31 protein-coding genes are annotated in these 26563 nt (G+C 72.7%); 17 read left to right on the top strand and 14 right to left on the bottom strand.

Annotated elements, in window-relative coordinates:
* Positions 1-12 precede the first annotated feature (12 nt).
* Positions 13-1110, bottom strand: a complete 1098-nt coding sequence (locus tag ACZ418_RS11470; protein WP_468360534.1) for a cation diffusion facilitator family transporter — start codon at positions 1108-1110, stop codon at positions 13-15.
* Positions 1111-1181: 71 nt separating this feature from the next.
* On the opposite strand from ACZ418_RS11470, the gene ACZ418_RS11465 reads away from it, so the two are divergent.
* Positions 1182-1538: a helix-turn-helix domain-containing protein gene (locus ACZ418_RS11465; RefSeq protein WP_468360531.1), complete on the top strand. Its 357-nt coding sequence runs from the start codon at positions 1182-1184 to the stop codon at positions 1536-1538.
* A gap of 157 nt (positions 1539-1695) precedes the next feature.
* Here the strand turns inward: ACZ418_RS11465 and ACZ418_RS11460 are convergent, their stop codons facing one another.
* From ACZ418_RS11460 to ACZ418_RS11450, 3 genes are all read right to left on the bottom strand, one after another.
* A complete protein-coding gene (locus tag ACZ418_RS11460; RefSeq protein ID WP_468360529.1) occupies positions 1696-2523 on the bottom strand; it encodes a ZIP family metal transporter in 828 nt (275 codons plus the stop codon).
* A gap of 155 nt (positions 2524-2678) precedes the next feature.
* A complete protein-coding gene (locus tag ACZ418_RS11455; protein WP_468360526.1) occupies positions 2679-3158 on the bottom strand; it encodes an inorganic diphosphatase in 480 nt (159 codons plus the stop codon).
* Between the two features lie 260 nt (positions 3159-3418).
* Positions 3419-4663 (bottom strand): MFS transporter, encoded by a 1245-nt coding sequence (locus ACZ418_RS11450; protein WP_468360523.1) that lies wholly within the window; start codon positions 4661-4663, stop codon positions 3419-3421.
* 202 nt (positions 4664-4865) lie between these two features.
* On the opposite strand from ACZ418_RS11450, the gene ACZ418_RS11445 reads away from it, so the two are divergent.
* Both ACZ418_RS11445 and ACZ418_RS11440 read left to right on the top strand, forming a co-directional pair.
* On the top strand, positions 4866-5717 hold the full coding sequence (locus ACZ418_RS11445; protein WP_468360804.1) for an alpha/beta fold hydrolase: 852 nt from the start codon (positions 4866-4868) through the stop codon (positions 5715-5717).
* A 3-nt stretch (positions 5718-5720) separates the two neighbouring features.
* Positions 5721-6365 (top strand): GNAT family N-acetyltransferase, encoded by a 645-nt coding sequence (locus ACZ418_RS11440; protein ID WP_468360520.1) that lies wholly within the window; start codon positions 5721-5723, stop codon positions 6363-6365.
* A 41-nt stretch (positions 6366-6406) separates the two neighbouring features.
* Here the strand turns inward: ACZ418_RS11440 and ACZ418_RS11435 are convergent, their stop codons facing one another.
* A complete protein-coding gene (locus ACZ418_RS11435) occupies positions 6407-6835 on the bottom strand; it encodes a hypothetical protein (protein WP_468360517.1) in 429 nt (142 codons plus the stop codon).
* A 120-nt stretch (positions 6836-6955) separates the two neighbouring features.
* Between ACZ418_RS11435 and ACZ418_RS11430 the strand changes: the two genes are divergently transcribed.
* The 4 genes from ACZ418_RS11430 (at position 6956) to ACZ418_RS11415 (ending at position 9161) form a co-directional block, all read left to right on the top strand.
* Positions 6956-7774 (top strand): helix-turn-helix domain-containing protein, encoded by an 819-nt coding sequence (locus ACZ418_RS11430; RefSeq protein ID WP_468360514.1) that lies wholly within the window; start codon positions 6956-6958, stop codon positions 7772-7774.
* Positions 7775-7810: 36 nt separating this feature from the next.
* Positions 7811-8299 carry a MarR family winged helix-turn-helix transcriptional regulator gene (locus ACZ418_RS11425; RefSeq protein WP_468360511.1) on the top strand — a complete coding sequence of 163 codons (489 nt, stop codon included), beginning with the start codon at positions 7811-7813 and terminating at the stop codon, positions 8297-8299.
* Entirely contained in the window at positions 8296-8751 is a 456-nt protein-coding gene (locus ACZ418_RS11420; RefSeq protein WP_468360508.1) for a MarR family transcriptional regulator, read from the top strand. Before ACZ418_RS11425 ends, ACZ418_RS11420 begins: the two co-directional genes overlap by 4 nt.
* Positions 8752-8813: 62 nt before the next feature.
* Positions 8814-9161, top strand: a complete 348-nt coding sequence (locus ACZ418_RS11415; protein WP_468360801.1) for a tetratricopeptide repeat protein — start codon at positions 8814-8816, stop codon at positions 9159-9161.
* Positions 9162-9225: 64 nt separating this feature from the next.
* Here ACZ418_RS11415 and ACZ418_RS11410 read toward each other — a convergent pair whose 3' ends face one another.
* Both ACZ418_RS11410 and ACZ418_RS11405 read right to left on the bottom strand, forming a co-directional pair.
* The gene (locus ACZ418_RS11410) at positions 9226-9384 is read right to left on the bottom strand and encodes a hypothetical protein (RefSeq protein WP_468360505.1); all 159 of its coding nucleotides are present in this window, start codon (positions 9382-9384) and stop codon (positions 9226-9228) included.
* 432 nt (positions 9385-9816) lie between these two features.
* Positions 9817-9948, bottom strand: coding sequence for a hypothetical protein (locus ACZ418_RS11405; protein WP_468360502.1), 132 nt, complete (start codon positions 9946-9948; stop codon positions 9817-9819).
* Positions 9949-10086: 138 nt separating this feature from the next.
* Here ACZ418_RS11405 and ACZ418_RS11400 point away from each other — a divergent pair, with 138 nt between their 5' ends.
* Positions 10087-10731, top strand: a complete 645-nt coding sequence (locus ACZ418_RS11400) for a peptide deformylase (protein WP_468360499.1) — start codon at positions 10087-10089, stop codon at positions 10729-10731.
* Positions 10732-10739: 8 nt separating this feature from the next.
* Here ACZ418_RS11400 and ACZ418_RS11395 read toward each other — a convergent pair whose 3' ends face one another.
* On the bottom strand, positions 10740-12170 hold the full coding sequence (locus ACZ418_RS11395) for a dihydrolipoyl dehydrogenase family protein (protein WP_468360496.1): 1431 nt from the start codon (positions 12168-12170) through the stop codon (positions 10740-10742).
* A 141-nt stretch (positions 12171-12311) separates the two neighbouring features.
* Between ACZ418_RS11395 and trxA the strand changes: the two genes are divergently transcribed.
* Entirely contained in the window at positions 12312-12695 is a 384-nt protein-coding gene (trxA, locus tag ACZ418_RS11390) for a thioredoxin (RefSeq protein WP_468360493.1), read from the top strand.
* A gap of 25 nt (positions 12696-12720) precedes the next feature.
* Here the strand turns inward: trxA and ACZ418_RS11385 are convergent, their stop codons facing one another.
* From ACZ418_RS11385 to ACZ418_RS11375, 3 genes are all read right to left on the bottom strand, one after another.
* On the bottom strand, positions 12721-14157 hold the full coding sequence (locus tag ACZ418_RS11385) for a benzaldehyde dehydrogenase (RefSeq protein ID WP_468360490.1): 1437 nt from the start codon (positions 14155-14157) through the stop codon (positions 12721-12723).
* 117 nt (positions 14158-14274) lie between these two features.
* On the bottom strand, positions 14275-15276 hold the full coding sequence (locus tag ACZ418_RS11380) for a LacI family DNA-binding transcriptional regulator (RefSeq protein ID WP_468360487.1): 1002 nt from the start codon (positions 15274-15276) through the stop codon (positions 14275-14277).
* A 207-nt stretch (positions 15277-15483) separates the two neighbouring features.
* Positions 15484-16164 (bottom strand): TetR/AcrR family transcriptional regulator, encoded by a 681-nt coding sequence (locus tag ACZ418_RS11375; protein ID WP_468360484.1) that lies wholly within the window; start codon positions 16162-16164, stop codon positions 15484-15486.
* A gap of 103 nt (positions 16165-16267) precedes the next feature.
* On the opposite strand from ACZ418_RS11375, the gene ACZ418_RS11370 reads away from it, so the two are divergent.
* Complete coding sequence (locus tag ACZ418_RS11370; RefSeq protein ID WP_468360481.1) at positions 16268-16831, top strand: NADPH-dependent FMN reductase; 564 nt, start codon at positions 16268-16270, stop codon at positions 16829-16831.
* Between the two features lie 199 nt (positions 16832-17030).
* Entirely contained in the window at positions 17031-18452 is a 1422-nt protein-coding gene (locus ACZ418_RS11365; RefSeq protein WP_468360478.1) for an amidase, read from the top strand.
* A gap of 158 nt (positions 18453-18610) precedes the next feature.
* Here ACZ418_RS11365 and ACZ418_RS11360 read toward each other — a convergent pair whose 3' ends face one another.
* Entirely contained in the window at positions 18611-19039 is a 429-nt protein-coding gene (locus ACZ418_RS11360; protein ID WP_468360475.1) for a hypothetical protein, read from the bottom strand.
* A 75-nt stretch (positions 19040-19114) separates the two neighbouring features.
* Positions 19115-19780, bottom strand: a complete 666-nt coding sequence (locus ACZ418_RS11355) for a helix-turn-helix transcriptional regulator (RefSeq protein WP_468360473.1) — start codon at positions 19778-19780, stop codon at positions 19115-19117.
* A 128-nt stretch (positions 19781-19908) separates the two neighbouring features.
* Here ACZ418_RS11355 and ACZ418_RS11350 point away from each other — a divergent pair, with 128 nt between their 5' ends.
* Together ACZ418_RS11350 and ACZ418_RS11345 are read left to right on the top strand one after the other, a co-directional pair.
* Entirely contained in the window at positions 19909-20322 is a 414-nt protein-coding gene (locus ACZ418_RS11350) for a cupin domain-containing protein (protein ID WP_468360470.1), read from the top strand.
* Between the two features lie 216 nt (positions 20323-20538).
* Positions 20539-20985 carry a type II toxin-antitoxin system PemK/MazF family toxin gene (locus ACZ418_RS11345; protein ID WP_468360467.1) on the top strand — a complete coding sequence of 149 codons (447 nt, stop codon included), beginning with the start codon at positions 20539-20541 and terminating at the stop codon, positions 20983-20985.
* On the opposite strand, the gene ACZ418_RS11340 is transcribed toward ACZ418_RS11345, so the two are convergent.
* Complete coding sequence (locus ACZ418_RS11340) at positions 20970-21845, bottom strand: TIGR02452 family protein (protein ID WP_468360464.1); 876 nt, start codon at positions 21843-21845, stop codon at positions 20970-20972. The two genes, ACZ418_RS11345 and ACZ418_RS11340, sit on opposite strands and share 16 nt — an antisense overlap.
* Before the next feature lie 278 nt (positions 21846-22123).
* Here ACZ418_RS11340 and egtA point away from each other — a divergent pair, with 278 nt between their 5' ends.
* From egtA to egtD, 4 genes are read left to right on the top strand one after another with little or no spacing between them, the layout of a single operon-like run.
* Complete coding sequence (gene egtA / locus ACZ418_RS11335; protein WP_468360461.1) at positions 22124-23458, top strand: ergothioneine biosynthesis glutamate--cysteine ligase EgtA; 1335 nt, start codon at positions 22124-22126, stop codon at positions 23456-23458.
* A complete protein-coding gene (egtB, locus tag ACZ418_RS11330; protein ID WP_468360458.1) occupies positions 23455-24792 on the top strand; it encodes an ergothioneine biosynthesis protein EgtB in 1338 nt (445 codons plus the stop codon). The genes egtA and egtB overlap by 4 nt, the downstream gene beginning before the upstream one ends.
* Positions 24792-25607 (top strand): ergothioneine biosynthesis protein EgtC, encoded by an 816-nt coding sequence (gene egtC / locus ACZ418_RS11325; protein WP_468360455.1) that lies wholly within the window; start codon positions 24792-24794, stop codon positions 25605-25607. The genes egtB and egtC overlap by 1 nt, the downstream gene beginning before the upstream one ends.
* Positions 25604-26563 carry an L-histidine N(alpha)-methyltransferase gene (gene egtD, locus ACZ418_RS11320; RefSeq protein ID WP_468360452.1) on the top strand — a complete coding sequence of 320 codons (960 nt, stop codon included), beginning with the start codon at positions 25604-25606 and terminating at the stop codon, positions 26561-26563. Before egtC ends, egtD begins: the two co-directional genes overlap by 4 nt.

Here is a 26563-nt window from a genome sequence, read left to right as displayed (position 1 = left end):
GCCCGGCCGGCGTCAGCGGGTGGTGTGGTGGAGGAGAGCCGCGTGGGGGTCGCCGGAGTCGGGGGTAGGGTGCGGGTCGGTGTGTACGGTGGCGGCGGTCAGCCGGGGCACCGCATGGATCAGGGCGTGTTCGGCTTCGACGGCGATGGCGTGGGCCCGGGCGACGCTCAGCCGCGGGTCGACGACGATGTCGGTCTCGGCGCGCAGGCAGTGGCCGATCCAGCGCATCCGCACCGAGCCGACATGCTCGATGCCCTCGACGGTGCGCAGGGCCCGCTCGGCGCTGTCGACCAGGGCTGGGTCGACGGAGTCCATCAGGCGCCGGTACACCTCGCGGGCGGCGTCCTTGAGCACCATGAGGATCGCGGCGGTGATCAGCAGCCCGACGACCGGGTCGGCCCAGCGCCAGCCGAGGGCGGCGCCGCCGGCGCCGAGGAGGACGGCCAGGGAGGTGAAGCCGTCGGTGCGGGCGTGCAGGCCGTCGGCGACCAGCGCGGCGGAGCCGATTTTGCGGCCGGTGCGGATGCGGTAGCGGGCCACCCACTCGTTGCCGACGAAGCCGACCACGGCGGCGACGGCGACGGCCCACAGGTGGCTCACGTCGCGAGGGTGCAGCAGGCGGTCGACGGCCTCGTAGGCGGCCAGCGCGGAGGAGGCGGTGATGGTCAGCACGATGGCGATGCCGGCCAGGTCCTCGGCGCGGCCGTATCCGTAGGTGTAGCGGCGATTGGCCGCCCGCCGCCCCAGGACGAACGCGATGCCGAGGGGTACGGCGGTGAGCGCGTCGGCCCCGTTGTGGATGGTGTCGCCCAGCAGCGCGACCGACCCGGACACCGCCACGATCATCGCCTGCACCACGGTGGTCGCCCCCAGGATGGCGAGCGACAGCCACAGCGTGCGCATCCCCTCGCGGGAGGTCTCCATCGCGGAGTCGACCTTGTCCAGCGCCTCGTGGCTGTGCGGGGTGACCAGGTGAGCGAGCTGGTGCCGGGCCTTCGACCACCATCCGCCTCCGTGCGGGTGGTCATGGTCGTGCCCGTGATCGTGGTGGCCGTCGGCGTACGAGTGCCGGTGCCCGTGCGGCTCGTGGGTGTGGGTCTGCTCGTTCAAGGTGCGCCTTTCGCGGACGGCGGGCTGCTGGTAGGTGGACGCCGGTACTGCTGCTCCTCCATTATGTGCACATGAACGCACGCATGCATCTATCAGGTGCGCACCCCTCGCAACAAGCAGACGATGGCGAACGCCTCGCGGTCGCGGTGGAGGTCCTCGGTCTGCTCGCCGACCGCACCCGTCTGGCTCTGCTGCGGCGGCTCGGCGAGGGGGAGGCCGACGTCACGACGCTGACCGGGACGACCGATGCCACACGGACATCGGTCAGCCAGCATCTGGCCCGGCTGCGCCTGGCCGGGCTCGTGACCACAAGGAAGGAGGGGCGCCGGGTCGTGTACGCGCTGCGGCACGGACATCTGCGCCGCCTGGTCGACGAAGCGCTGAACATCGCCGACCACCAGATCGGCCACCTGCCGCCGCACGACTGACGACCCGCCAGGAATCCGGCGTACCGCGCACCGGAACGCCGTTGAAGTGACGGATCCCTGCCATGCGTGCACAACGCCGACACCCTCCGCCCGGGGACACACCGCATGGTTCGCCATGGGCAGTCCGCGAGCGGAGGGTGGTTCGGAGTGGGAACGGTCAGGCCCCGGCGGCGGTCACCACCGCGTCCGTGGCGAAGCCGAGGAGCAGGCCGAGGAGGATGCACCAGGTGGTGAGCGTCTTCAGGTTGGCCTTGCGGGCTACGGCGAGCAGTTCGATGACGACGTAGAGGATGGAGCCGGCGGCCAGGCCCAGGAACGCGATGGAGAGAGTGTCGTTGACGAGGTGCTGGCCGACGAGGGTGCCGAGGAAGGTGGGTCCGCCGCCGATGAGCCCGAGCCAGAAGAGGGTGGCCCAGGAGGGGCGTTCGCCTTCGGCGGCGAGCGGGGCGACGATGCCGAAGCCCTCGGTGGCGTTGTGCAGGCCGAAGCCGATGATGAGCAGCACGGCGAGGGAGAGTTCGCCCTTGGCGGCGGAGTTGCCGATGGCCAGGCCCTCGGCGAAGTTGTGCAGGCCGATGCCGGTCGCGATCATCAGGGCGAGGGAGGCCGCCTGGCTGCGGATCTTCGGCGCCAGCTCCGTCGCCACGGCCGCGCCGGGACCGTCGGGACGCTCGGCGGCGGCTCGGCGGCGGGCGGTCCAGGCGTCGTAGTACACCAGCCCGGCGAGCCCGACGGCGAGTCCGGCCGCGAGGACGATTCCGCCGGAGGCGACCGTCGCCCAGTGATGGTCGCTCAGCGCTTCGTCGACCGGCTCCCAGGCGTGGGTGAGGACGTCCCAGACGAGGAAGACGAGGATGCCGATGGCCACGGCGTTCAGCCCGGCCCTCAGGCGGGGTGTCGGTGTACGCAGCCGGCCGAGCGGGAGGCCGAGGTAGATGGTGAGGCCCGCGATGGCGCCGAGCAGGGCGATGTTGGCGCTGGACATGGGGAGAACTCCGGGTCGTGCTCTGGTGGCGGCCGGGTGGGGGCGGGCTGCCTGGGGACGACGTCAGCATAGGTTAGGTGAGCCTTACCTAAGGGTTTCCTGTGCAGCGCTTGGGTGAATCTTGACGAATCCGTTGCCGGTCGGTGTCCCTGCCGTCAATCGAGGCAGCCCGTGAGCCGCTCGTAGGCGTGATGGGCGTCGCTGATCAGATGCTCGGCCTCGGCGCGGGTGCCGCAGTCGATGACCTTGCCGACGGCCTGGTGCTGCAGCCGTGCCAGAACAGCGGCCCAGGCGTCGCCTTCGGCGTGCCAGCGGGACAGGTCGTCGGTGTCGACAAGGTCGATGAAGGAAGGGTCCTCGGCCACGCACAGCAGCACCGGAGCGGCGGGCGCGGCCGGTGCACCGGTGCGGTGCAGGACGCCCAGCGGCCAGGCCGGCACAGTGGTGCCGGCCAGGGCGGGTTCGGGCATCAGCACCAGGGCGTCCAGCGGCAACCCTTCGTCGTCCAGGGTGTCGGGGATGCGTCCGTGTCCGACCGGCCAGCCCGTTGAGGTGAGGCGTCCGCAGGCGCCGTCGTCGGACGCGCGGATGGTGGAGGAAGCGGTGGCGTCGATGTCGACGGTGATCCGGGGCATGGCCCTGACCTCCTCAGACGTGAGCGTGGTCAGTGGGGAGAGGCCATCGGCACCGCGTCGGTGCGGTTGGCGGCGAGCCCGATCGCCGGATACCAGCAGTCTCCTGCCGGACGGCCGGGGCGGCAACCAGCCGGGTGGGTGGGCCGGCGTCGGCGGATCGCCCCACCACTTCCGGAGCGGCTCGCGCCCACCGGCACCACGGGCGTGCCGGCGCAGACGTCGTGGCGGTGCTCGCCCTGGCGATCGTGGACGCCGCCCACTCACCGGGCCGCGACGGCGTCGCCACCGCGCCGGCTCGTCCCGGTGACCAGCAGCAACACCACGGCCAGCACCTGGATGACGACGACCACCGTGATCAGCGCGGGGATCGAGTAGCCGTACAGGCCGCCCGTCAGCGCTCCGCCGGCCAGGCTCGCCGCGCCGACCACGCCCGCGAACAGGCCGTACGCGGTCGCGCGCCGTCCGCTGGGCACCAGGTCCGCGACCGTGGCGCGCAGGGTGGACTCCTGGATGCCCATGGCGGCGCCCCACACCAGCGACCCGACCACCGCGACGGCGACCGTGTCGGTGAACGCCAGCGCCACCACCCCCGCCGCGAGGACGGGCAGGGCGATCAGCACGCGCGGGCCGTGCCGGTCGTACAGCCAGCCCGTGGCCAGCGCGGCGACGGCGTCCACGGCCATCGCCGCCGCGTACAGCACCGGCACCCATGCGGCGGACAGCAGATGGCGCTGGACCAGGTGGTAGGAGAGCACGCCGAAGGTGGTGAACCCGGTCGTGGTGGCCGCCGTGAATCCGGCGTAGGTCCAGAACGCCCTCGGCAGTCGCCCGTCGCGCCCGCCCGGTGTCGTGGGTGCTGCGGCGGTCACTTCGCGTTCGTAGGCTTCCGGGTCCGGCACCCGGGCCCGCAGCCGGAACAGAAGCAGCAGTACGGCGATGCCGGGGACGGCGAGCACGCCGAGCGCGGGCCCGTAGTCGTTCCCGGTCAGCGCGAGCATGCCCGCCACCAGCAGCGGGCCGACGAGGGCGCCGATCTGGTCCATCGCCTCGTGGACGGCGAAGCCGCGGCCCCGCCCGGTGGCGGCGGTGGCATGCGAGAGCAGCGTGTCCTTCGCGGGCGAGCGCACCGCCTTGCCGACCCGCTCGGCGATCACCAGCGCGCACGCCGCCCACAGCACGCCGACGACGCCCAGCAGCGGCACCGAGGCGACCGTCAGGGCGTACCCGGCGATCGCCAGGCCCCAGAACCGGCGAGTGCGGTCGGCCAGCGGCCCGGAGACCAGCCGCAACCCCAGCGCCGCGGCCTCACCGGCGCCGGTGACCACGCCGACGACGAGAGCGGAGGCGCCCAGCGAGGCGAGCAGCGGGCCGGTGATCGAACGGGCGCCCTCGTACACGAAGTCCGCGAGCAGGCTGACCGTGCCGAACCAGATCACGAACCGCCACGGCCCCATCCGCACCGACGAGCGCTCCGCCTCCCGCTCTTCGAACACCGGCTGGTTCATGCCCACAGCGCCTCCGACATCGCCCCATCCTCCCCCGGCCGGAGCATCTCGTGCGAGGGGCAGCACTCCGCAGCCTGACCGCCGCAGTCGAGCGGCGTAGCCGTGTTGACCTTGCCCCCAAGGGCAAGGTTTACGCTTCCCCCGGATGTCGTTCCGCGTGTTGTTCTGCCGCCCGGCCGATCATGGAGTCAGTGTGCCTGAGTTGAACGCCGTAGCCCTGCGTGGCGCCACCATCCACTACGACGACCTCGGGCCCTCGGCCGGACTGCCGGTCCTTCTGATCCACGGGCACCCCTTCGACCGCACCCTGTGGGCACCCCAGGCCAAGGCACTGACCGAAGCCGGATACCGGGTCATCACGCCGGATCTGCGCGGGTACGGCCGCAGCAGCGTCACCCCCGGAAAGGTCTTCCTCTCCGACTTCGCCGACGACCTCGCCGCGCTCCTCGACCATCTGGACATCGCACGAGCGGTGGTCGGCGGCGTGTCCATGGGCGGTCAGATCACCATGGAGTTCCGGCGCCGTCACCCGCAGCGGGTGCACGCCCTGGTCCTGTCCGACACCTCCGCCCCTGCCGAGACCGACGAGGGCAAGGAGTTCCGCAACCGGCTGGCCGACCGGCTCCTCGCCGAGGGGATGGACGGCTACGCGGGCGAGGTGATCGACAAGATGCTCGCCCCGTACAACGTCACCGCGATGCCGGATGTCGCCGAGCGGGTCCTGGGCATGATGCGTGCCACCGACCCCCGTGGCGCCGCGGCTGCACTGCGTGGACGGGCCGAACGCCCCGACTACCGGGACACGTTGACCGCCGTACGGGAACCGGTGCTGATCGTCGTGGGCGCGGACGACGTCTACACGCCCGTCGCGGACGCCGAGGCGATCCACCGTCTCGTCCCCCACGCGACCATGGCCGTCATCGAAAAGGCAGGACATCTGCCCAGCGCCGAGCAGCCCGAGCCCTTCAACACCGCCCTGCTGGACTTCCTCACCACACAGGTGGCCGACGCCTGCGCCCCGGATGCGGACGGTCTGCACGGACATGGAGGGTGATCAGTGGGTTTCACGCTTGAAGGGCCGGTTCTCGAAGGCGCGCTTGTGCGCCTGGAGCCCTTGGAGCATCGGCATGCCCCGGACCTGGCCGCGTCGGCCGAGGAGGACCGGAGCGCCTACGGGTTCACCTGGGTGCCCCGGGCGGCCGAGGTCGAGGGGTACATCGACATGCAGCTGGCCCGTGCCGCCGCCGGGAAGCTGGCCCCGTACGCACAGGTGGAGAAGTCGTCGGGACGGGTCGTGGGGGCCACCGCCTACTGGGATCCGCGTCCCTGGCCGAGCGGTGACGGTCTTTGTGCGATCGAGGTCGGTTTCACCTGGCTGGCGGCCTCGGCCCAGGGCACGGGGCTGAACACCGAGGCCAAGTTCCTGTTGTTCCGGCATGCTTTCGAGAACTGGGGCGTCGCGCGCGTCGACTTGAAGACGGACGCGCGCAACGCCCGTTCACGGGCGGCGATCGAGGGCGTGGGGGCACGGTTCGAGGGGGTGCTGCGGAACTGGTCCCGGTCGTGGGCACCGGGTGAGGACGGCCTGCTCCGTGACTCCGCGATGTTCTCGATCACCGCGACGGAGTGGCCCGACCGCCGCTCGACGCTGGAACAGCGACTGGCCCGGATCCGGACCGCCACCGCAGCACGGACAACCTGACCCGCCCACCGGACAGTTGACGCAGTGCCGCGGGGGCGCGGTCATCCCTCGATGAACTGGTAGTCGCTGAGGATGCGGCCGTCGGAGCCGAGCATGAGGATCTCCAGTCCGACGGCCGCGACCTCCCCGCCGTCCTGGGGCACCATCTCCCAGTGGAACTTGACGACATCGTGGAGTCGGTCGGCGTTGCCACGCGAGCGGAAGACGAAGGTGCCCGGCGCGACGAACTCCTCGTAGGCGCGTGTCACCCGGAAGTCCAACGCGCTGTGCCCGCGCGCCTCCAGAACGAGTCGGTCGAAGCCGAGCCCTTCAGCGGCCTGCAGCAACTCCTTGGGAGGCTGCAGCACATGCACCGCGTCGGCGGACCACAGCTCGCGGATCGCGGCACGGCGGCGTTCGGCGTCGGGTTCGTTCCACACGGCGACGTAGCGGTCGGTCAGCTGGTGGATGTCGATGGCGATGTCGGGCACGATCGTTCCCCTCGGTTGCGCGTGGTCGGCGTACGGCGACGACCTTGCTGTGCCGGCCGTCGGGCGGCAATTCCCCGCAGGGAATCGCCGATCGGCGGCCGAGCGGGTTACACAGGAGGGGTGATCAGCGAATCGACGGCAGGCGGGCTTGCCGGCGCGTTGCGTGAGTGGCGCACTCGGCGACGCGTCAGCCAACTGGAACTGGCCATGCGCGCCGGAACCACGCAACGGCATGTCAGCTTCATCGAGAGCGGACGGTCGGTCCCCGGACGGTCGATGATCATCCGGCTGGCCGAGTCCCTGGAGGTGCCGATCCGGGAGCGCAATGAACTGCTCCTCGCCGCCGGGTTCGCGCCGGCCTACCCGCAGACCCGCCTGGACGACCCCCAGCTCGCACCGATTCGCTCCGCCCTCGAACGGATCCTGCACGGCCACCTGCCGTACCCGGCGGTGGTGGTCGACCGGCACGGCGACCTCGTCTCGGCCAACGCCGCCTTCCACGCGCTCACCGCCGGCGTGGCCCCGCATCTGCTCGTACCCCCGGTGAGCGTTCCCCGCGTGCTGCTGCATCCGCAGGGCCTCGCACCACGCATCGTCAACCTCGGCGAGTGGGCGTGGCACATCATCGACAGTCTCCGGGCCGAGGATGTGCGGAACCCGGATGCGCGTCTGCGACGGCTGGCCTGCGAACTCGTCGACCTGGCACCGGCGCGTGCCCGTGAGTCACCGCACCACCTCGGCTTCGCCGTACCGCTGCGGCTGCGGACACCCGGTCCGGCCGACGACAGGGAGCTCACGCTCATCACCACGCTCACCCACTTCGGCACCGCCGTCGACGTCACCGTCGCCGAACTACGACTCGAGGCGTTCCTCCCGGCCGACGAGGCGACCGCCGCCATGCTGGCCGAACTCGTCGTTCAGCAGCCATCCGAAAAATAGTAGCCATGTACATAGTAGCCATGTACTGTATTTGCCATGAGGAAGGCTTCCGAAGGAGCCACACCCGGTTTCCTGGTGTGGCGGCTGTCCATGAAGTGGCGGGTCGCGGTGGACCGCGCGGTGGCCCCCCTGGGGCTGACCCACGCGCAGTACGCACTGGTGGCGTCGCTGTACGGCATGCACCGCGACGGTCTGCGGCCCAGCCAGCGGCGCCTCGCGGAGCACACCGGCCTGGAGGCGCTGTACGTCTCCAAGCTGGCTCGCGGCCTGGAGTCGGCCGGCCTCCTCGAACGCACCCGCGACCCCGGCGATCCGCGCGCCGTACAGCTCGAACTCACCGAGCGGGGACGCGAGGTCACCGGGACGGCGATCGACGTCGTCCAGGGACTGCTGCGGCAGCTGCTGGCACCGCTCGGCGGCCTCGACAGTCCGCGCGCACGGGAGTTCAGCCGGGAGCTGACGATCCTGCTCGACGCACCGCTTGACCCGTTCGGCACCACCGATCCCGAGACGGAGCAGTCATGACCACCACCGCACCCCTGGTCGACCCGCGCACCATCGCCCTCGCCCACTACGCCGCTCGCGCCGTCCTGGAGCGCGTACTGGCCTCCTACGGCACCACCTTCCAGCAGAACGTCACCCTGCGGCTCGCCGCCGTCGCGGACGGGCCGGTCGAGCGCGCCGCACTGGTCGACGGCGTGACCGACGCATTGAAGATCGACGCGGCGGACGCACACGAGACGATCGACGAGCTGATCGCCGCCGGGCTGCTCGTCGCGGCGGACGCGCCCCGCATGGAAATCACCGACAACGGCCGGGAGTTGTACGCCAAGGCAGCTGCCGAGACGGCACCGGTGACGGCCCGGATCTACGCCGGTGTCTCCGCGGAGGACCGCGCTGTGACCGGCCGGGTGCTGGCCCTGATCACCGAACGCGCCAACGCGGAGCTGGCCGCCCTGGAGGCCCGGCAAGGTTAGTGGAATATTGAACAAATGCGTACCGTTGTGGCCGTCGAAGGAGGTCACGAGTGGAGACGCAAGTGGAGACCACGTACTACGACCACGGCACACCGGCCGAGCGCTGGGAGCGTGCGCGGCAGTTCTTCGACGCCAAGGACTACGCGGGCGCGGCGCGGGTGCTGACCGGGCTGGTCGAGGAGGTGCCGGAGCAGACCGCACCCCGGCTGCTGCTGGCCCGCGCCTACTACCACTCGGCCCAACTGCGCCGCGCGGAAGCCGAGTTGCGGATCATCGTCGAGCGCGACCCGGTGGAGCACTACGCCCGGCTGCTGCTGGGCCGGACGCTTCAGCGGCAGGCCCGGCACGAGGAGGCGGAGCGGCATCTGCGGATCGCCTCGGCGCTCGCGGGTGACTTCCCGCAGGAGTGAGCCGCGGCGGTGAGCCACGGGACGAGGGCCCGGTTCCCGGCAGGGGGCCGGGCCCTCGGCATGCCTAGGGGGACGGCCGTACCGTGCGTGTCACCACCCAGTGGTTCTTGCCCAGCCGTCGGGTACGGGTGAAGCCCCGGCTCTCGAACAGGGCGAGGGTGCCGTTGTGCAGGAAGGACGCGGAGACCCGGGTGCCCTCGGTGTCCTGCGGACAGCTCTCCACCGTGCCGCCGCCGAGCCGGGCGATCTCGCGCAGGGCGCCGTCGAGGCGCGGCCGAGGCCACTCCCGTGCGACGCCGGGCCCGGTGCACGAAGAAGCAGGTGATCCGCCAGTCGGGCGGGGTCGGGGCGGCCGCCTCGTAGGCGCGGCGGTGTTTGATCCGGGGCAGCTCGGCGGGCGGGCCGAACTGGCACCAGCCGACGCAGCCCGGACCGTCGTACACCAGGGCCGCGTGCGCCCTGCCCTCGCGGACCCGCACCTCCTTCTCCGTCCGGTTCTGCTCGGGCGTCCTGGTGCGGCCGACGCCCTCCTTGTGGAAAGCCATGCACCAGCAGCCGCCCCAGACCCCGTCGTGCTCCGCCACCAGCCGGGCGAAGTCGGGCCAGGTCTCCGGGGTCAGGGACCGTGCCTGGAACGCCATCTGAGTCCTCCGGGTCAGAGCAGGAACAGGGTGACGGCGGAGTTCGCCGACGACATCGCCGACACCAGTGCCCCGGCGGGGCCGAGAACCTGGCCCTCCAGCTCGCCCCGGCCGCGCCGCCGGGCCCGGCCGCCTTGCCGCGCCATGTCCCGTTCTCCCTCTTGAGAGGCTCTGCTCATCTCCTGGACGCCGGAGTCGGCGCCGGAGTGTCGGACCACGCTACTTCACGGCGTCACGACCAGGGTGCACCCGTCGGCGGCCGGCCGGCATGGCATGCTGACGCGATGGCCCCTCTCCGTGATCACGCGCCGCTCGCCGAGCGGGTCGAGGAACTCCTCGCCGCCGGCGGCCCCTTGCCCATCGTCGCCGCCGGGCAGCCGGTGCTGCGGTGCGGCACCGAGCCGTACGACGGTCAGCTCGGCCCCGCCCTGCTGGCCCGCTTCGTCGAGGCCCTGCGCATGACCATGCACGCCGCGCCCGGCGTGGGCCTCGCGGCACCGCAGGTCGGCGTACCCCTGCGAATCGCGGTCATGGAGGATCCGGCACCGGTGCCCGAGGAGGTCGCGCTGGCCCGGGGCCGGATGCCACAGCCCTTCCGTGCCCTGGTCAACCCGGTCTACGAGCCCGTGGGCACCGCTCGTGCCGCGTTCTTCGAGGGCTGTCTGAGCGTGCCGGGCTGGCAGGCGGTGGTGGCCCGGCACGCCGAGGTGCGGCTGCGCGCCGAGGACGAGCACGGGCGCGCGCTGGACGAGGTGTTCACCGGGTGGCCCGCCCGGATCGTCCAGCACGAGACGGACCACCTGGACGGCACCCTCTACCTGGACCGTGCCGAACTGCGCTCGCTGTCGACCAACGAGGCGGTCGCCGCGCTGTGGAGCGGGCCGACCCCGCAGGCCGCGGCCGACGCCCTCGGCTTCGAACTGCCCTAATCAACCGGTCAGTTGTCGCGGTAGGCCTCCAGCAGCCGCAGCCACACCTCGCTCAGCGTCGGGTACGACGGGACCGCGTGCCACAGGCGGCCGACCGGGACGCGGCCGGCGACGGCGATGGTCGCCGAGTGGATGAGCTCGCCCACGCCGGGGCCGACGAAGGTGACGCCGCGCAGGATCTCTTCCTCCAGGTCGACCACCATGCGGGCGCGGCCCTTGTAGCCGTCGCCGTACAGGCCCGCGCCCGCGACGGCGGAGAACTCGACGTCGACGGCGCGGACGCGGTGGCCGGCCTGTTCGGCCTCGGCGAGGGAGAGGCCGACCGCGGCGGCCTCGGGGTCGGTGAACACCACCTGGGGCACGGCGTGGTGGTCGGCGGTCGCCATGTGCGCGCCCCAGGACTCGTCCTGCACCGTGTCGCCGGCCGCGCGGGCGGCGATGGCGGCGCCGGCGATACGGGCCTGGTACTTGCCCTGGTGGGTGAGCAGGGCGCGGTGGTTGACGTCGCCGACCGCGTACAGCCAGTCGGTGCCGGTGACGCGGAGGGTGTCGTCGACGTCCAGCCAGGAGCCGGGTTCCAGGCCGACGGTGTCGAGGCCGATGTCGTCGGTGTGCGGGATCCGGCCGGTGGCGAAGAGGATCTCGTCGGCCTCGATCCGGTCGCCGGCGGCGGTGACGGCCACGACCGTGCCGTTCTCCCGGGTGACGGACTCCACCGAGGTGCCGGTGCGGACGTCGGCACCCGCCTGGGTGAGTGCCTCGGCGACCAGTTCCCCGGCGAACGGCTCCATCCGGTTGAGCAGGCCCTTGCCGCGCACCAGGACAGTGACCTGAGAACCGAGGGCCTGCCAGGCGGTGGCCATCTCGGTGGCGACGACACCGCCGCCGACGACGATCAGCCGGGCCGGGGCGGCCTTGCCGCTGGTCGCCTCGCGGCTGGTCCAGGGCTTCACCTCGGCGAGGCCGGGCAGGTCGGGCAGCTGGGCGCGGGTGCCGGTGGCGACGGCGACGGCGTGCCGGGCGGTGAGGGTCGTGACCGTGCCGTCGGGGGCCGTCACGGTGACCGTGCGGGGGCCGGCGAGACGCCCGTGGCCGCGGTACAGATCGGCGCCGATGCCGTCGAGCCAGCCGACCTGGCCGTCGTCCTTCCAGTGGGAGGTGTACTCGTCCCTGCGGGCGAGGACGGCCGGGGTGTCGAGGGGGCCTCGGACCGCCTGGGCGAGGCCGGGCAGCCGGCGCGCGTCCGCCTGGGCGATGACCGGCCGGAGCAGGGCCTTGCTGGGCATGCACGCCCAGAACGAGCACTCGCCGCCGACCAGCTCGCTCTCCACGACCGCGGTGGTGAGGCCGGCCGCACGGGTGCGGTCGGCGACGTTCTCCCCCACGGGCCCGGCCCCGAGCACCACGACGTCGTACGCGATGGATTCCGTTTCCGTCATGGGGTCAGTCTGGTGGGTGGTGTGCGCGACGGCCACATGGGTACGCGCGCGGGACACAGACGTGCACGTGTGGAATAGGCGACCCGGCGACCGCGTTTTCGCCCTCGGCACACCCCACACCAGGAAGTAGGGACTCACGCCATGAGCAGCACCGTGGAGCTGACCAAGGACAACTTCGACCAGACGGTCACCGACAACGACTTCGTTCTGATCGACTTCTGGGCTGCCTGGTGCGGGCCGTGCCGCCAGTTCGCACCCGTGTACGAGAAGGCCGCCGAGGACAACCCGGACCTGGTCTTCGGCAAGGTGGACACCGAGGCCCAGCCGGAGCTGGCCGCGGCCTTCGGTATCCAGTCGATCCCGACGCTGATGATCGTGCGGGACAAGGTCGCCGTCTACGCACAGCCGGGCGCCCTGCCCGAGCCCGCGCTGACGGACCTCATCGGGCAGGCCCGGAAGCTGGACATGGACGAGGTCCGCAAGAGCATCGAGGCCCAGGAGGCCCAGGGGGGCGCCGCCCAGTAGCCCCTGGAACGGGTACGGCAGGCCTCTAGAACGGGTACGGCGCCACGTCGCCGCGTACGGTCGTCCAGCGCAGGTCGGTGAAGGCGTCCAGATTGGCCTCGCCGCCGAAGCGGGCGCCGGTGCCGGACGCGGCGACGCCGCCGAAGGGGGCCACCGCCTCGTCGTTCACGGTCTGGTCGTTGACGTGGACGATGCCGGTGGGGATCCGCTCGGCGAGGTCGAGGGCCCGGGCGGTGTCCCGGGTGACGATGCCGAGGGAGAGGCCGTACGGGCTGTCCGAGGCGAGCGCCACCGCCTCGTCGGCGGTGGCGAAGGAGCGGACCGGCGCGACCGGGCCGAAGACCTCCTCGGCGTAGGCCGGGGTGTCGTCCCCCGCGTCGGCCAGCACGGTCGGCCGGTAGAAGAGCTGTTCGTGGGTGCCGCCCGCGGCGAGTTTCGCGCCGCGGGCGGTGCTCGTGCGCACCAGGCCGTCGATCTTGGCGAGCTGTCCCGCGTCGATGACCGGGCCGAGGTGGACCTGCTCGCGGTGGGGGTCGCCGACGGCCAGCGAGTCGGCCTTGGCGGCGAGCCGTTCGACGTACTCGTCGTAGAGCGAGGCGTGCACGAGATGGCGTCCGGTCGTCATGCAGATCTGGCCCTGGTGGAAGAACGAGCCCCAGGCGGCCGTGGAGATCACGGCGTCGAGATCGGCGTCCTCCAGCACGATGAGGGCAGAGTTCCCGCCGAGTTCGAGGTGGGCCCGCTTCAGCCGGCGGCCGGCCGCCTCGCCGACGGCGCGTCCCGCCGCGGTGGATCCGGTGAAGGAGATGACGGGGACGAGCGGATCCTCCACCAGCGCCCGGCCCGTCTCCGCGCCGCCGGGCAGCACCTGCAGCAGGTTCTCGGGCAGGCCGGCTTCCGCGAAGACGGCGGCGAGGGCGAGGCCGCCGCAGACGGCGGTGCGCGGATCCGGCTTGAGCACCACCGCGTTGCCGAGCGCGAGGGCCGGCGCGACGGAGCGGATGGACAGGATCAGCGGCGCGTTGAACGGGGAGATGACACCCACCACGCCGACCGGGACCCGGCGGGTGTACGACAGCCGGGGGGCCTCGCTGGGCAGCACCTGCCCGGTCGGGCGGGAGGCGAGGGCGGCGGCCTCGTAGCACTCCTGGGCCGCCACATGGAGCTCGAAGTCCGCCTTCCCCGGGATGGATCCGGACTCGCGCACGAGCCACTCGCGCACCTCGTCGGCGTGCTCGGTGAACAGGTCCCCCGCCCTGCGCAGCACCTGGGCCCGCTGGAAGTGCGGTGCGCCGGCCCAGGCGCGCTGGGCGGCTCGTGCGGCCCGTGCGGCGTGACCGACGTCCTCGGGGGCGGCGAGGGTGACGGTGCCGAGCGCGGCGCCGGTGGCGGGCTCGGTGACGGTGTGGGCGGGTCCGGCAAGGCTGCGGTCCTGCCAGGTCTTCGGGTCGAGCAGCGGCATACGGCTCTCCGATCGATCGCCGGGCGGTACGGAAGTCCTGCCTCGACGCTACTTGGTTGAGCGCGAAACTACATCGCGACACGGGGATCCGGAAGCCGGGCCGCGGCCGGGACCGGGTCAGCTGGACTCGCGCTGCACCACCGTGGCGCCCAGCACCTTGTGCACTTCAGGCTCGCCGCCGGGGTCGCGGACCGCTCGGTCGACCAGTTCGGCGAGGTCGCGGCCCGAGGGCAGTTCGATGTGCACCGTGCTGAGGCGGGGCCGCAGCAGCCGGCCGAGCATCAGGTCGTCGGCGCCCATCACGGCCACGTCCTCGGGAATGCGCACACCCGCGTCCTGCAGGGCACGCATCAGGAGCATCGCGTACTCGTCGTTGTAGGCGAACACCGCGTCCAGTTCCGACTCCCGCCAGCGCGCGGCCAGTTGCGCGGCCGATTCCTCCGTGTAGGCGAGCGGCAGCTCCGTGACGGTGGCGTCCCTGCCGCGCAGCGCCCGGCGCACACCGGCGAGCCGGGGCCGGGAGTAGGCCTCCAGGCCGGACTCCTCGGGCACCACGACACCGATCCGGCGCCGGCCCCGGGCGTACAGATGGGCGCCCGCACACTCACCGACGGCGTCGTGGTCCATGAGCACGGCATGGGCGCCGTCGACGCGTCCGGGGCCGAGGGTGACCACGGCCCGGGCACCGGAGCGCTTGAGGACCCCGACGCCCTGCGGCCCGAGTTCCGCGCCGGGCACCAGGACCGCGACCGGACGCAACTCCGCCCAGGCGCGGGCGGCTTCGTCGCCCTGGAGGCCGACGGTGCCGTACTGCACGACGGTGTAGTCGAGCCGGCCGAGCTCCCACTGCAGCTCGTTGAGGAACCGGCTGTAGAGCGGGCCCACCGGGATCGCGGGGGCGGGCATGAGGACCATACGGCTGTGTCCGGCACGCAGGCTGCGGGCGGCGGCGTGCGGGACGTAGCCCAGTTCCCGCGCGGCCTCGCGCACGCGGCGGCGCGTCGGTTCGCTGATGCGTACGGCGCTGGTGTTGTTGAGGACGTAGGACACGGTCGCGCGCGAGACGCCCGCCAGGCGGGCCACATCGGCACTCGTGGGCGTGTTCGGTATCTGCACCATGACAGTCCGCATCTTGGCAGAGGACCGGGGGCCGGGAAGAGGCGGGGCGACGTGGTTCACGGTTCGACGAAATCGGGACGAGCAACGCAGCCTCGCACCGCTCGGACCTCGCGCCCACCCGGCAGAGCGACTGCGGGCGGAGCGCCGGCCAGGCCTCAGTGGGGCGGCCGTCTGTCGCCGAACCGGTACTCAGCGGGCGGTCGGGGCTCAGCGGGGCGGGCGGGTGCCGGTGACGCGGGCGACCAGGTCGATCCAGCCGGCCTCCAGGCGCTCCATGGGCATCCCGCACTGCCTGGTCTGGTGGTGGATCAGGGCCGGGTCGAGCGAGTTGAGCAGGGTCTGGGAGAGCAGTTCGCAGTCCGCGTCCGGCACGATCTGCCGCAGCAGCATCGTGACGTGCGTACGCAGCGCGGTGACCGCCGGGTGGGAGAACCGGCGGGTCGGTTCCGGCTGGGCGGCCAGCTGCAGGTCGAGCTGCTCGACCGAGCGGTACAGCACCGCCACACCGAACGCCCGCAGGCGGTCCAGGGGCAGCGCACCGGGCCCCAGCGGCGGCGGCCCGCCGAGGAAGTCGGCCTGCAGCTTCCGGTCCGAGTGGTCGAGCAGGGCCATCAGCAGTCCCGTGCGGTCGCCGAAACGGCGGAAGACCGTGCCCTTGCCCACCTGCGCCGCCGCAGCGACCGCCTCCATGGTGACGCCGGCCACTCCGTGTTCCGCGATCAGCCGAGCGGCGGCCTCCAGCAGCCGGGCCCGGTTGCGCGCCGCGTCGGCACGCAGGCACGGCTCCTCGGGCTCCATGCCGACCTCAAGCAATTGAGGGGCGACAACGGGCTCTTGAGGTGGCGGGAACGGCGGCAGAGCGCTTGGCATGAAGACAGCGTAAAGCATCGGGAAGAAAACTGGACCGCGGTCCGGTTACAGTGATATCAAAGATAAGCGGACCTCGGTCCGGATCGTAACGGCGATGTTTCAGCCCCTTGGAGTGTTCCCCATGTCTGTTCGCATCCTCGCGCTCGTCGGCAGCCTTCGTGCCGGTTCGACCAACCGCCAGCTCGCCGAGGCCGCTGTCAAGCTCGCTCCGGAGGGCGCCGAGGTCGTGGTCTTCGAGGGCCTGGCCGACGTCCCCTTCTACAACGAGGACATCGACGTCGAGGGCAGCGTCCCGGCCACGGCCGCCAGCCTGCGCGAGGCCGCCCAGGCCGCCGACGCCTTCCTGCTCTTCTCCCCCGAGTACAACGGCACCATCCCGGCCGTCCTGAAGAACGCCATCGACTGGCTGTCCCGCCCGTACGGCGCCGGCGCCTTCGGCGGCAAGCCCGTCGCCGTGATCGGCACCGCCTTCGGCCAGTACGGCGGCGTCTGGGCGCAGGACGAGGCCCGCAAGGCCGTGGGCATCGCCGGCGGCAAGGTGATCGAGGACATCAAGCTGTCCATCCCGGGCTCCCTGACCCGCTTCGCCGAGACCCACCCGGTCGACGACGCCGAGGTCGCCGCCCAGCTGACCGAGGTCGTCGCCCGCCTGCACGGCAACGTGGGCGAGGCCGCGGCCGCCTGAGCCGCACGCACCACGAAGGGGCCGGATCCGTCCGGCCCCTTGTCGTGTCCGCGCGGCTCGGTCGACGCCTGCACGCGGCACCCGTCAGCCCCTCCCTCGGCTCTGGGCGAAGCATCAAGGCGAAACCCTTACGGCAGCCCGGCCGTGACGTTACCGTTCGGTAGACATCGGTCCCGGAGGCTCCCGGAGGTACCCGCCCATGACGCACGACCGTTCCGCCGGCCTCGTCGAGACCCGGCGGGCGCTGGCCGACGGGGAGGTGACCTCCCGTGCGCTGGTGGAACGCGCGCTGGCCCGGATCGAGGCCTCGCAGGGGACGTTGAACGCCTTTCGCATCGTGCGGGCCGAGGCCGCGCTGGCCGAAGCGGATGCGGCCGACCGGGAGCTGGCCACCGGGACGCGGCGTCCGCTTCTCGGGGTGCCGGTGGCGGTCAAGGACGACATGGACGTGGCCGGGGAGCCGACCGCGTTCGGCTGCGCCGGCGAGTTCCCCGCGGTCGCCGAGGACGGGGAGGCGGTACGGCGGCTGCGCGCGGCCGGCGCCGTGATCGTCGGCAAGACCAACACGTGCGAGCTGGGGCAGTGGCCGTTCACCGAGGGAGCCGCGTTCGGGGAGACCCGCAACCCCTGGCACACCGCGCACACACCCGGGGGTTCGTCGGGGGGCTCGGCCGCCGCCGTCGCGGCCGGGCTCGTCCCCGCCGCGCTCGGCTCCGACGGCGCCGGATCGGTGCGCATCCCGGCCGCGTGGACCGGTCTGATCGGCATCAAGCCGCAGCGGGGCCGGATCTCCACCTGGCCGCGTGGTGAGTCCTTCCAGGGCATCACGGTCAACGGCACCCTCGCCCGGACGGTCGCCGACGCGGCGCTGCTGCTGGACGCGGCGAGCGGCAACCACGACCGGGACCCGCACCGGCCGCCCGCGCTGACCGTGGCCGACGCGGTCGGCCGCGACCCCGGCCGGCTGCGCATCGCGTTGTCCCTGAAGCCGCCGTTCACCGCCGTACCGGCGCGGCTGCATCCGGAGATCCGCGCCCGGGTCGTCGAACTCGCCGGGAAACTGAGCGCATTGGGGCACGAGGTCGAGGAGGCCGACCCGCCCTACGGGCAGATCGGGCTGACCTTCGTGCCGCGCGCCACCGCCGGCATCGCCGAGCACGTCCGCGAGGCGCCCGACCCGGCGCTGCTCGACCCGCGCACCCGCGACGCGGCGCGGCTCGGCCGGCTGCTCGGCGGGGCCCCGCTCCGGGCGGCCCGGCGTGCGGAGACGGTGCTGCACCGGCGGATCGGCCGGTTCTTCGCGTCGTACGACGTGATCCTCGCGCCGACGACGGCCGCTCCCCCGCCCCGGATCGGCGCCCTGTACCGGCTGCGCGGGCTGGCCACGGACCGCGCGATGATCGCCGCCTGCCCCTACGCCTGGCCGTGGAACGTGCTGGGCTGGCCCGGTGTCAACGTGCCCGCCGGGTTCGTCGGTGACGGCCTGCCGGTGGGGGCACAGCTGCTCGGCCCCGCCCACAGCGAACCCCTGCTGGTCTCCCTCGCCGCCCAGTTGGAGGCGGAGCTGCGCTGGCACGACCGATGGCCGCCGAAGCCCGCCTCGGCGACACGGGCCGCCTGACGGCCGTTTCGGCCGTACCGGGGGTTCCGGGCCGCCGCCCGGCCCCACCGACCGAACGACCGCCGGGAGTTTCCCCGCCACCCGACTCCTACCGACCGTACGACGGATTGAGTGCCGGCCCGGGATCGCCGACCCCGGCTGTCGCGCTTCGCGGGCCGTCACACCGTGAGCAGGCCGACTCCCAGGGCGACCAGCGCGATGACCTTCAGGAGCTCCAGCCCCACGTACCAGAAGTGGCTGCGGGAGCGGGGCAGTTCCTCCCCCGCGAGGATCCGGTCGGACCTGCGGTTGAGGTAGGGCCGTACGGCGGCCAGCTGGGCGAGGAGCAGCACGGCGACGACCGCCGTCAGGGCCGTGATCCCGGCCGGGGCACCGCCCACGGCGATCGCGGCGATGACGACGACGGCCAGCACCGCCTCCACGGCGTTCAGCGCACGGAAGACCAGCCGGCCTATGCCCAGGCCGACCGGGATGGTCACGCCCGGTGCACGGAACTTCAGCGGGGCCTCCAGGAAGGAGATCGCCAGCACCATGCCGAGCCAGACGAAGGTGACCGCGCTCGCGGTGGCGGCGCACGTGACGTTCATGTGCGGGGGCCTTTCTCTGCCGGGGCCGGCGGGTGAAGTGCGTTGGAGTGGGGGGAGCCGGGGGAAGTGCGTCGGCTACGCTGCCTTGGTCTCGGCCAGGTGAGCCACGCAGGAGTCGGGTTCGGCGAAGGGTTCCAGGCCGGTGGCCGTCAGCGGGGCGTCCAGCCGGGCCAACGCGCCCTGCATCAGCCCGAGATGGAGCGGGCACACCAACGTGCCGTGTTCCTCGGCCAGTTCCAGGAAGGGGCAGTGCCGTAGCCGGATCCGCCGGGGCGGCCCGCCGGACTCGTGCCCCTCCGCCTGCGGTGCGAAGCCCAACTCGCCCAGCAGAGCGAGCAGTGCGGCCACCGAGCGGCCTGCCGTCGGCTCCTCGAAGGGGGGCGGCTGCACCAGGTGAGCACCCCACGCGCGGCCCGTCTGTACGGCCTCCTCACGCGCCGTCGCCGGGTCTGCAGTTGCCCACCGGCTGAGCAGGATGCGTGCGAGGAGCCGGTAGTCACGCGTGCCGCCGCGGTCCATGCCGGGGCGCGCGGTGTAGACGGTGCGGGGCCGGCCGGGTCCCGGGGACGGCTCGGTGCGGCGCTCGACCAGACCCTCGGTCACCAGGGTTTCCAGATGGAACCGCACCGTGTTCGGGTGGAGGCCCATCCGCTCGGCCGCGTCCGCGACGCCGAGTGGTGAGGGGGCGGCGCGCAGCACGTCCAGCACCTCTCGGCGGCGCGGGCTCTCCCGCGTGGCCATTTCCGGACCCCCTCTCTCACCTGGGCTCATTTTTCACGAACCCTACATGTATTAATTGTAGAGTGAGCAGAGGGGGCAGCAGTGGGTACCGGTTCGCAGGAAAACGGAAGAGTCGAGGGGAACACCAGATGACGTCGCGCTCCGCGACCGGCAGCAGGCCGGCAGGCCGTACCGCGCCCGCCGCACGTGTGCTGTGCGACACCCGGGCCCTGGCCGAGTCTCCGCCGCTGCCGGGCGGCGTGCTCTGGAAGCTGGCCGAGAGCGGGCGGCAACTCGACGCCAACATGGTCCGGCTCGCCCCGGGCGACCGGATCACGGCGCACACCGAGACACAGCTGGATGTGATGCTCCTGGTCGTGTCCGGGGACGGCGTGCTCGGCACGGGCCCCACCGACGAACCGCAGCCGCTCACCGAGGGCGCCCTGGCCTGGCTGCCGCACGGGGCACAGCGCAGCATCACCGCCGGCGAGGCGGGCCTGACCTATGTGACCGTGCATCAACGCCGCCCGGGGATGCGGATCGGCACCCGCCCCCGGCCCTGACCGGCCCCACACCGACGGCCCGCGCCCCACAGCCTCGACCACCCGCACCATGGCCGCCCCGCAGGCCACGGCCTCAACCACCGCTGTATCACCGGCCCCAAGGGGTCACGGTCCGGCCCACCGGCGCGCCACCGGCCGCACTCCCGGGCCTCAACGGCACAAACCCCAACAGCAGGCGCCTCTTGCCCTGCGCGATCTTCCCACTAGGGTGCCTCCGTGACCACGTTTACCGATGAGAACGTCCCCGGCCGCTACGGCCCCCACGCGACCACTGAGGCGGATCCGCGCGAGGTCGGCCGGGTGCGCACCGAGTACTCCCCCGCCCACGACGGCGACCCGGACCCGGGCGAAATCGTGTGGACCTGGGTGCCGTTCGAGGAGAACGACGGCCGGGGCAAGGACCGCCCGGTGCTGGTCGTCGCCCGGGAGCCGGCCGGCACCTTCCTCGCCGTACAGCTGTCCAGCAAGCGGCACGACGGCGACCGGGAGTGGGTCGCGATCGGCAGTGGGCCGTGGGACCGGTCGGGCCGGGACTCATGGGTGGACGTGGACCGTGTCCTGCGGCTCCACGAGGACGGCATGCGCCGGGAGGCGTGCGCCCTGGACCGGATGCGCTTCAACCTGGTCCGGCAGCGACTGCACGAGCGCTACGGCTGGACCTGACCGGCGTACGGCGCGTCGGTCCGGGATTCCGGGAACGCCCGGACGAACGCCTCGCGCACCACGGTTCCCGGTGTCCGGTCCAGCACTCCGAACACCACGTGCTCGAACGTGCGGGCGAACCGGCCGCCGGGGCCGAGCAGGGTGCGGAACGCGCCCGCGACCTGCACCGGGTCGTTCTGGAAGACGCCGCAGCCCCAGGCGCCGAGCACCAGCCGGCCGTAGCCGTGGGCGGCGGCCGTCTCCAGTACGCGCTCGGCCCGCCGCGCCAGGACAGTCTGCAGTTCGCCGGCGCGCTCGGCCGCCGCGCGCCGTACGACGCCCGCGTTGGGGGCGGCCGCGGTCAGGAAGCCCGCGAGGTACGGCTCGGCCAGCAGCCGGCCCCGGTCGTCACGGAACACCGGGACGGAGGGGCTGTGAATCACCCGGTCCGTGTAGAACGGGTCGCGGTGGGCGCGGTGATGGTCGTAGAACTCCCGGGCCTCCAGCAGGCAGGTGTACAGCGCGGAGGCGCGGCACAGGGCCTCCTCCTGGGCCTGGGCGCCGTTGAGGAAGCCGCCGCCGGGATTGCGCGCGGAGGCGAAGTTCAGGACGGCGACCGGGGCGCCGGCCAGTCGGCGGGCGGCCTCCAGACTGCTCTCCCCGGTGACCTCGACAACGGTGTCCGCCGCGAGTTCCGAGCCGGTCCCCGCGTCACCCGGCTGCCGTAGCGAAACCGGTTCCGGACCGAACATCCGTGTACCGGCCCGCGCGGCCTCTATCCGCGCCACGAGGGACACCTCGCGGCCGTCCGGCACGCGATACCGGCCCGCCGCGACGATTCTCTCCGTCTCCGCGGCGATCCCGCGCAGGCGCGCGCTCATGGCGCCACCCCCGTGGGCGCCGTGTCCGCGGCCTGCGCGGTCTCCCCCGTCGTGCTCATGCACGCATCCTGGGTGATGCTGGTGATGCGGTGCAACGGAGTTTCCCGCCCCAGGAACGGTCCGGAGAACGCATACGGAAACGGAGATGACCGAACCGGAACGTCCCCAGGGGCACCCTTGTGCGAATCGGCGCGAGGGTCTTGGGTGGGACGAGTGCCTGCCCGGCCCAGTGATCGAACGGGGCCGGTGGCATGGTGGAATCTCAGGAGGATCCCGACATGTCCGATTCTCAGAGTGACGGTGGCGACTGTACGGAGCATCGCACCGCCGTCACCGAAGCCGAGGTGGAGGCCCTGGTCCGGGGCATCTGCTTCAAGACCGGGCCGCCCCGCTCGCTAGGTGTCGAGCTGGAGTGGCTCATCCATGAGCTGCGGATGCCGCAGCTCCCCGTGACACCCGAACGACTCGAAGCGGTGTACGCAAGGCTGCGGGCCCTGCCCCTGCGGTCGCCGCTCACCGTGGAACCCGGCGGCCAGTTGGAGCTCAGCTCGCCGCCCGCCGCCTCCCTGATGGAGTGCATCGGCACCGTCTCCGCCGATCTGGACACCGTCCGCGCCGTCCTCGCCGAGGAAGGGCTCGGTCTGGTCGGCATCGGCCACGACCCCTGGCACACCCCCCGCCGGTTCCTGCACGAGCCGCGCTACGACGCGATGGAGACCTGCCTGGACCGCACCGGTCCGGCGGGCCGGCACATGATGTGCGCCTCCGCCTCCGTGCAGGTCTGCGTGGACGCCGGCCACGAGGAGCCGGGCCCGCTCGGGTACCGGCGCCGCTGGTGGCTGGCCCATCAGCTGGGGGCGGTCCTGGTGGCCGCGTTCGCCAACTCCCCACTGCTGGGCCACGAGCCCACGGGCTGGCGGTCCACCCGGCAGCTGATGTGGATGGAGATCGGCGCCGGGCGCGCGGGCGCTCCCGCGCTGGACGACGAGCCGCGCGCCGCCTGGGCCCGGCACGTGCTCGACTCGCCGGTGATGTGTGTGCGCCGGGACAGCGGGCCGTGGTACGTGCCCGAGGGGCTCACCTTCCGGGAGTGGACCCGTTCCCGGTCGCCCCGGCCGCCCACCCGGGCGGATCTGGACTACCACTTGACCACCCTGTTCCCGCCGGTCCGGCCGCGCGGCCACCTGGAGCTGCGGATGATCGACGCGCAGCCCGGCGACGACGGCTGGATCGTGCCGCTCGCGGTGACGGCGGCGCTGTTCGACGACCCGGCGGCCGCCGAGACGGCGTACCGCAGCGTCAAGCGCCTGGCGGAGCGGGGCCTGAACCTGCCCGCCCCGCACAATCCGCTGTGGACGGACGCGGCCCGCCTCGGCCTCGCCGACCCGGAGCTGCGCGAGGTCGCCGCCGTGTGTTTCGCCGCGGCGCTGCAGGCCCTGCCCCGGATCGGCGCCACCGCCGAGGTGACCGACGCGGTTGCCGCGTACCTGGACCGCTATGTCGCCCGGGGCCGCTGCCCGGCCGACGACCTGCTGGACCGGCCGGCGGGCAGGGACCTGCGCCCGTCCCGGCCCGGCCGTACCGCCCACGGGAGGAAGGACATCCGCATATGACCGCCCCCGAGACCGACACCGCGACGACCGAGGTCGACACCGAGACGCTGCGCGAGCGGGTGCTGGCCTCCCTCACCACCGCCCGGGACCGCACCACGCTGCTGACCACCTGCGTCGAGGAACCCGACCTCACGGCCCAGCACTCGCCGCTGATGTCCCCTCTGGTGTGGGACCTCGCGCACATCGGCAACCAGGAGGAGCTGTGGCTGCTCCGGGCGGTCGGCGGCCGGGACGCCATGCGGCCCGAGATCGACAGCCTGTACGACGCCTTCGAGCACCCGCGGGCCGAGCGGCCCTCGCTGCCGCTGCTGCCGCCCGCCGAGGCCCGCCGGTACGCGGCCGAGGTGCGCGGCCGGGTCACGGATCTGCTGGCGGGCGCGGACTTCCACGGCACCCGGCTGACCGAGGCCGGATTCGCCTTCGGGATGATCGCCCAGCACGAACAGCAGCATGACGAAACGATGCTGATCACCCATCAGCTCCGCAGGGGTCCGCAGGCGCTGACCGCCCCGGACCCGGAACCGGCCCCGCTGTTCACCGGTCCGGCCGAAGTCCTCGTCCCCGGTGGACCGTTCACGATGGGCACGTCGGCCGAGCCGTGGGCGCTGGACAACGAACGCCCGGCGCACGCCCGGGACGTGGCACCGTTCTGGATCGACACCACCCCGGTGACGAACGCGGCGTACCAGGCGTTCATCGAGGACGGCGGCTACGACACCGAGCGCTGGTGGACCCCGGAGGGCTGGGCCCACATCAAGCAGCACGCGATCACCGCGCCGCTGTTCTGGCGCCGGGACGGCGGCCGCTGGCTGCGGCGGCGCTTCGGCGTCACCGAGGCGGTCCCGCCCGACGAGCCGGTGCTGCATGTGTGCTGGTACGAGGCCGACGCCTACGCCCGCTGGGCCGGGCGGCGGCTGCCCACCGAGGCGGAGTGGGAGAAGGCCGCCCGGCACGACCCGGCCACCGGCCGCTCCATGCGCTATCCGTGGGGCGACGCCGACCCGGCACCGGAGCACGCCAACCTGGGACAGCGGCACCTCAGGCCCGCGCCGGCCGGCAGCTACCCGGCCGGTGAATCACCGCTCGGCGTTCGGCAGTTGATCGGTGACGTGTGGGAGTGGACGGCGAGCGACTTCCTGCCGTACCCGGGCTTCCAGGCCTTCCCGTACAAGGAGTACTCGGAGGTGTTCTTCGGCTCCGACCACAAGGTGCTGCGCGGCGGTTCCTTCGCCGTGGACCCGGTGGCCTGCCGGGGCACGTTCCGCAACTGGGACTACCCGATCCGGCGGCAGATCTTCTCCGGGTTCCGCACCGCCCGCTCGGAGGCCGTCTGATGTGCCGTCATCTGGCCTATGTGGGGCCCGAGGAGCCGCTCGGCCGGCTTCTCCTGGAGCCCGAGCACAGCCTGGTGCGCCAGTCGTGGGCGCCCCGGCGGCAGCGCTACGGGACGGTCAACGCGGACGGCTTCGGGGTCGGCTGGTACGCCCAGGACGACCCTCTTCCGGCCCGCTACCGGCGGGCCGGGCCGATCTGGGCGGACCTGTCCTTCGCCGACCTGGCCCGGGTGGTGCGCTCCGGCTGCTTCCTCGCCGCCGTACGGGACGCGACGCTCGCGGGCGCCGACGCCGAGGCCGCCGCGGCGCCCTTCGTCTCGGGCCGGTGGCTGTTCAGTCACAACGGCGCCCTCGCGGGCTGGCCCGACTCGGTCGCCCCGCTGGTCTCCGCGCTGCCCCCGGTCGAACTGCTGTCACTGCAGGCCCGCACCGACTCGGCGTTCGTCTGGGCGCTTGTCCTGCACCGGCTGCGCGCGGGGGGCGAGCCCGACCAGGCCCTTGGCGAAACGGTTCGTCAGCTGGCCGGGGCGGCCCCGGCCTCGCGGCTCAACCTGCTGCTGACGGACGGCGCGACAATCGCCGCCACCGCCTGGGGCGACACCCTGTGGTACCGCACGGAGCCCGGCCGGAGCACGGTCGTCGCCTCCGAACCGTACGACGACGACCCGCTCTGGCAGGAGGTCCCCGACCGCACCGTGCTCACCGCGAGCCGCGCCGGCGTGCTGCTCGCACCGCTGGAGGATCCGGCGTCCTCCCCCACTCTCGACTCCGCTCGAGCGGGGGCGTCCCCATCATCGAAGGAGCCCTGTACGTGAGCCCCCTGCACGTCACCCGCACCCTCCCCGAGGACGCGACGGAGGCCGCGCTGCGCGCCGACGTCCTGCACGGCCTCACCGTCAACCCCAAGTGGCTGCCGCCCAAGTGGTTCTACGACGCCCGCGGCAGCGAGCTGTTCGAGCAGATCACCGAACTTCCCGAGTACTACCCCACCCGCGCCGAGCGGGAGATCCTCGCCGACCGGTCCGGCGAGATCGCCGCGGCGAGCGGCGCCCGCACACTGATCGAACTCGGCTCGGGCTCCTCGGAGAAGACCCGGTTTCTCCTCGACGCGCTCGCGCCAGCGGCGTACGTCCCGGTCGACGTCAGCGAGAGCGCACTCACCCAGGCCGGGCAGGCGCTCGTCGAGGATCGTCCGGACCTCGACGTGCACGCGCTGATCGCCGACTTCACCGCCCCGATGGCCCTGCCCGCGACTCCCGGGCCCCGGCTGCTGGCCTTCCTCGGCGGCACGATCGGCAACCTGCTGCCCGACGAGCGCGCGAAGTTCCTGGCCTCCGTACGCTCCCTGCTCGCCCCCGGCGACGGGCTGCTGCTCGGCACGGACCTGGTCAAGGACGAGCGGGTGCTGGTCCGGGCGTACGACGACGCGGCCGGGGTGACGGCGGCGTTCAACAAGAACGTGCTGGCCGTGGTCGACCGTGAGCTGGGCGCCGACTTCGATCCGGACGCCTTCGACCATGTGGCCCTCTGGGACGCCGAGCACGAGTGGATCGAGATGCGGCTGCGCTCCCGTACCGCGCAGACCGTGAAGGTGCCCGCGCTGGATCTGGCCGTGGACTTCGCGGCCGGCGAGGAGCTGCGCACCGAGGTGTCCGCGAAGTTCCGCAGGGCGGGTGTGACCGCGGAACTGGCGGCTGCGGGGCTTGAGTTGACCCACTGGTGGACGGACGCGCAGGGCCGCTTCGCGCTGTCGCTGAGCGTGGTGCGGTGA

The organism is Streptomyces sp. NPDC030820, from assembly GCF_055572075.1.
Note: the sequence above shows the minus strand (reverse complement) of the source record. Positions and strands in the feature narration are given on the sequence as shown.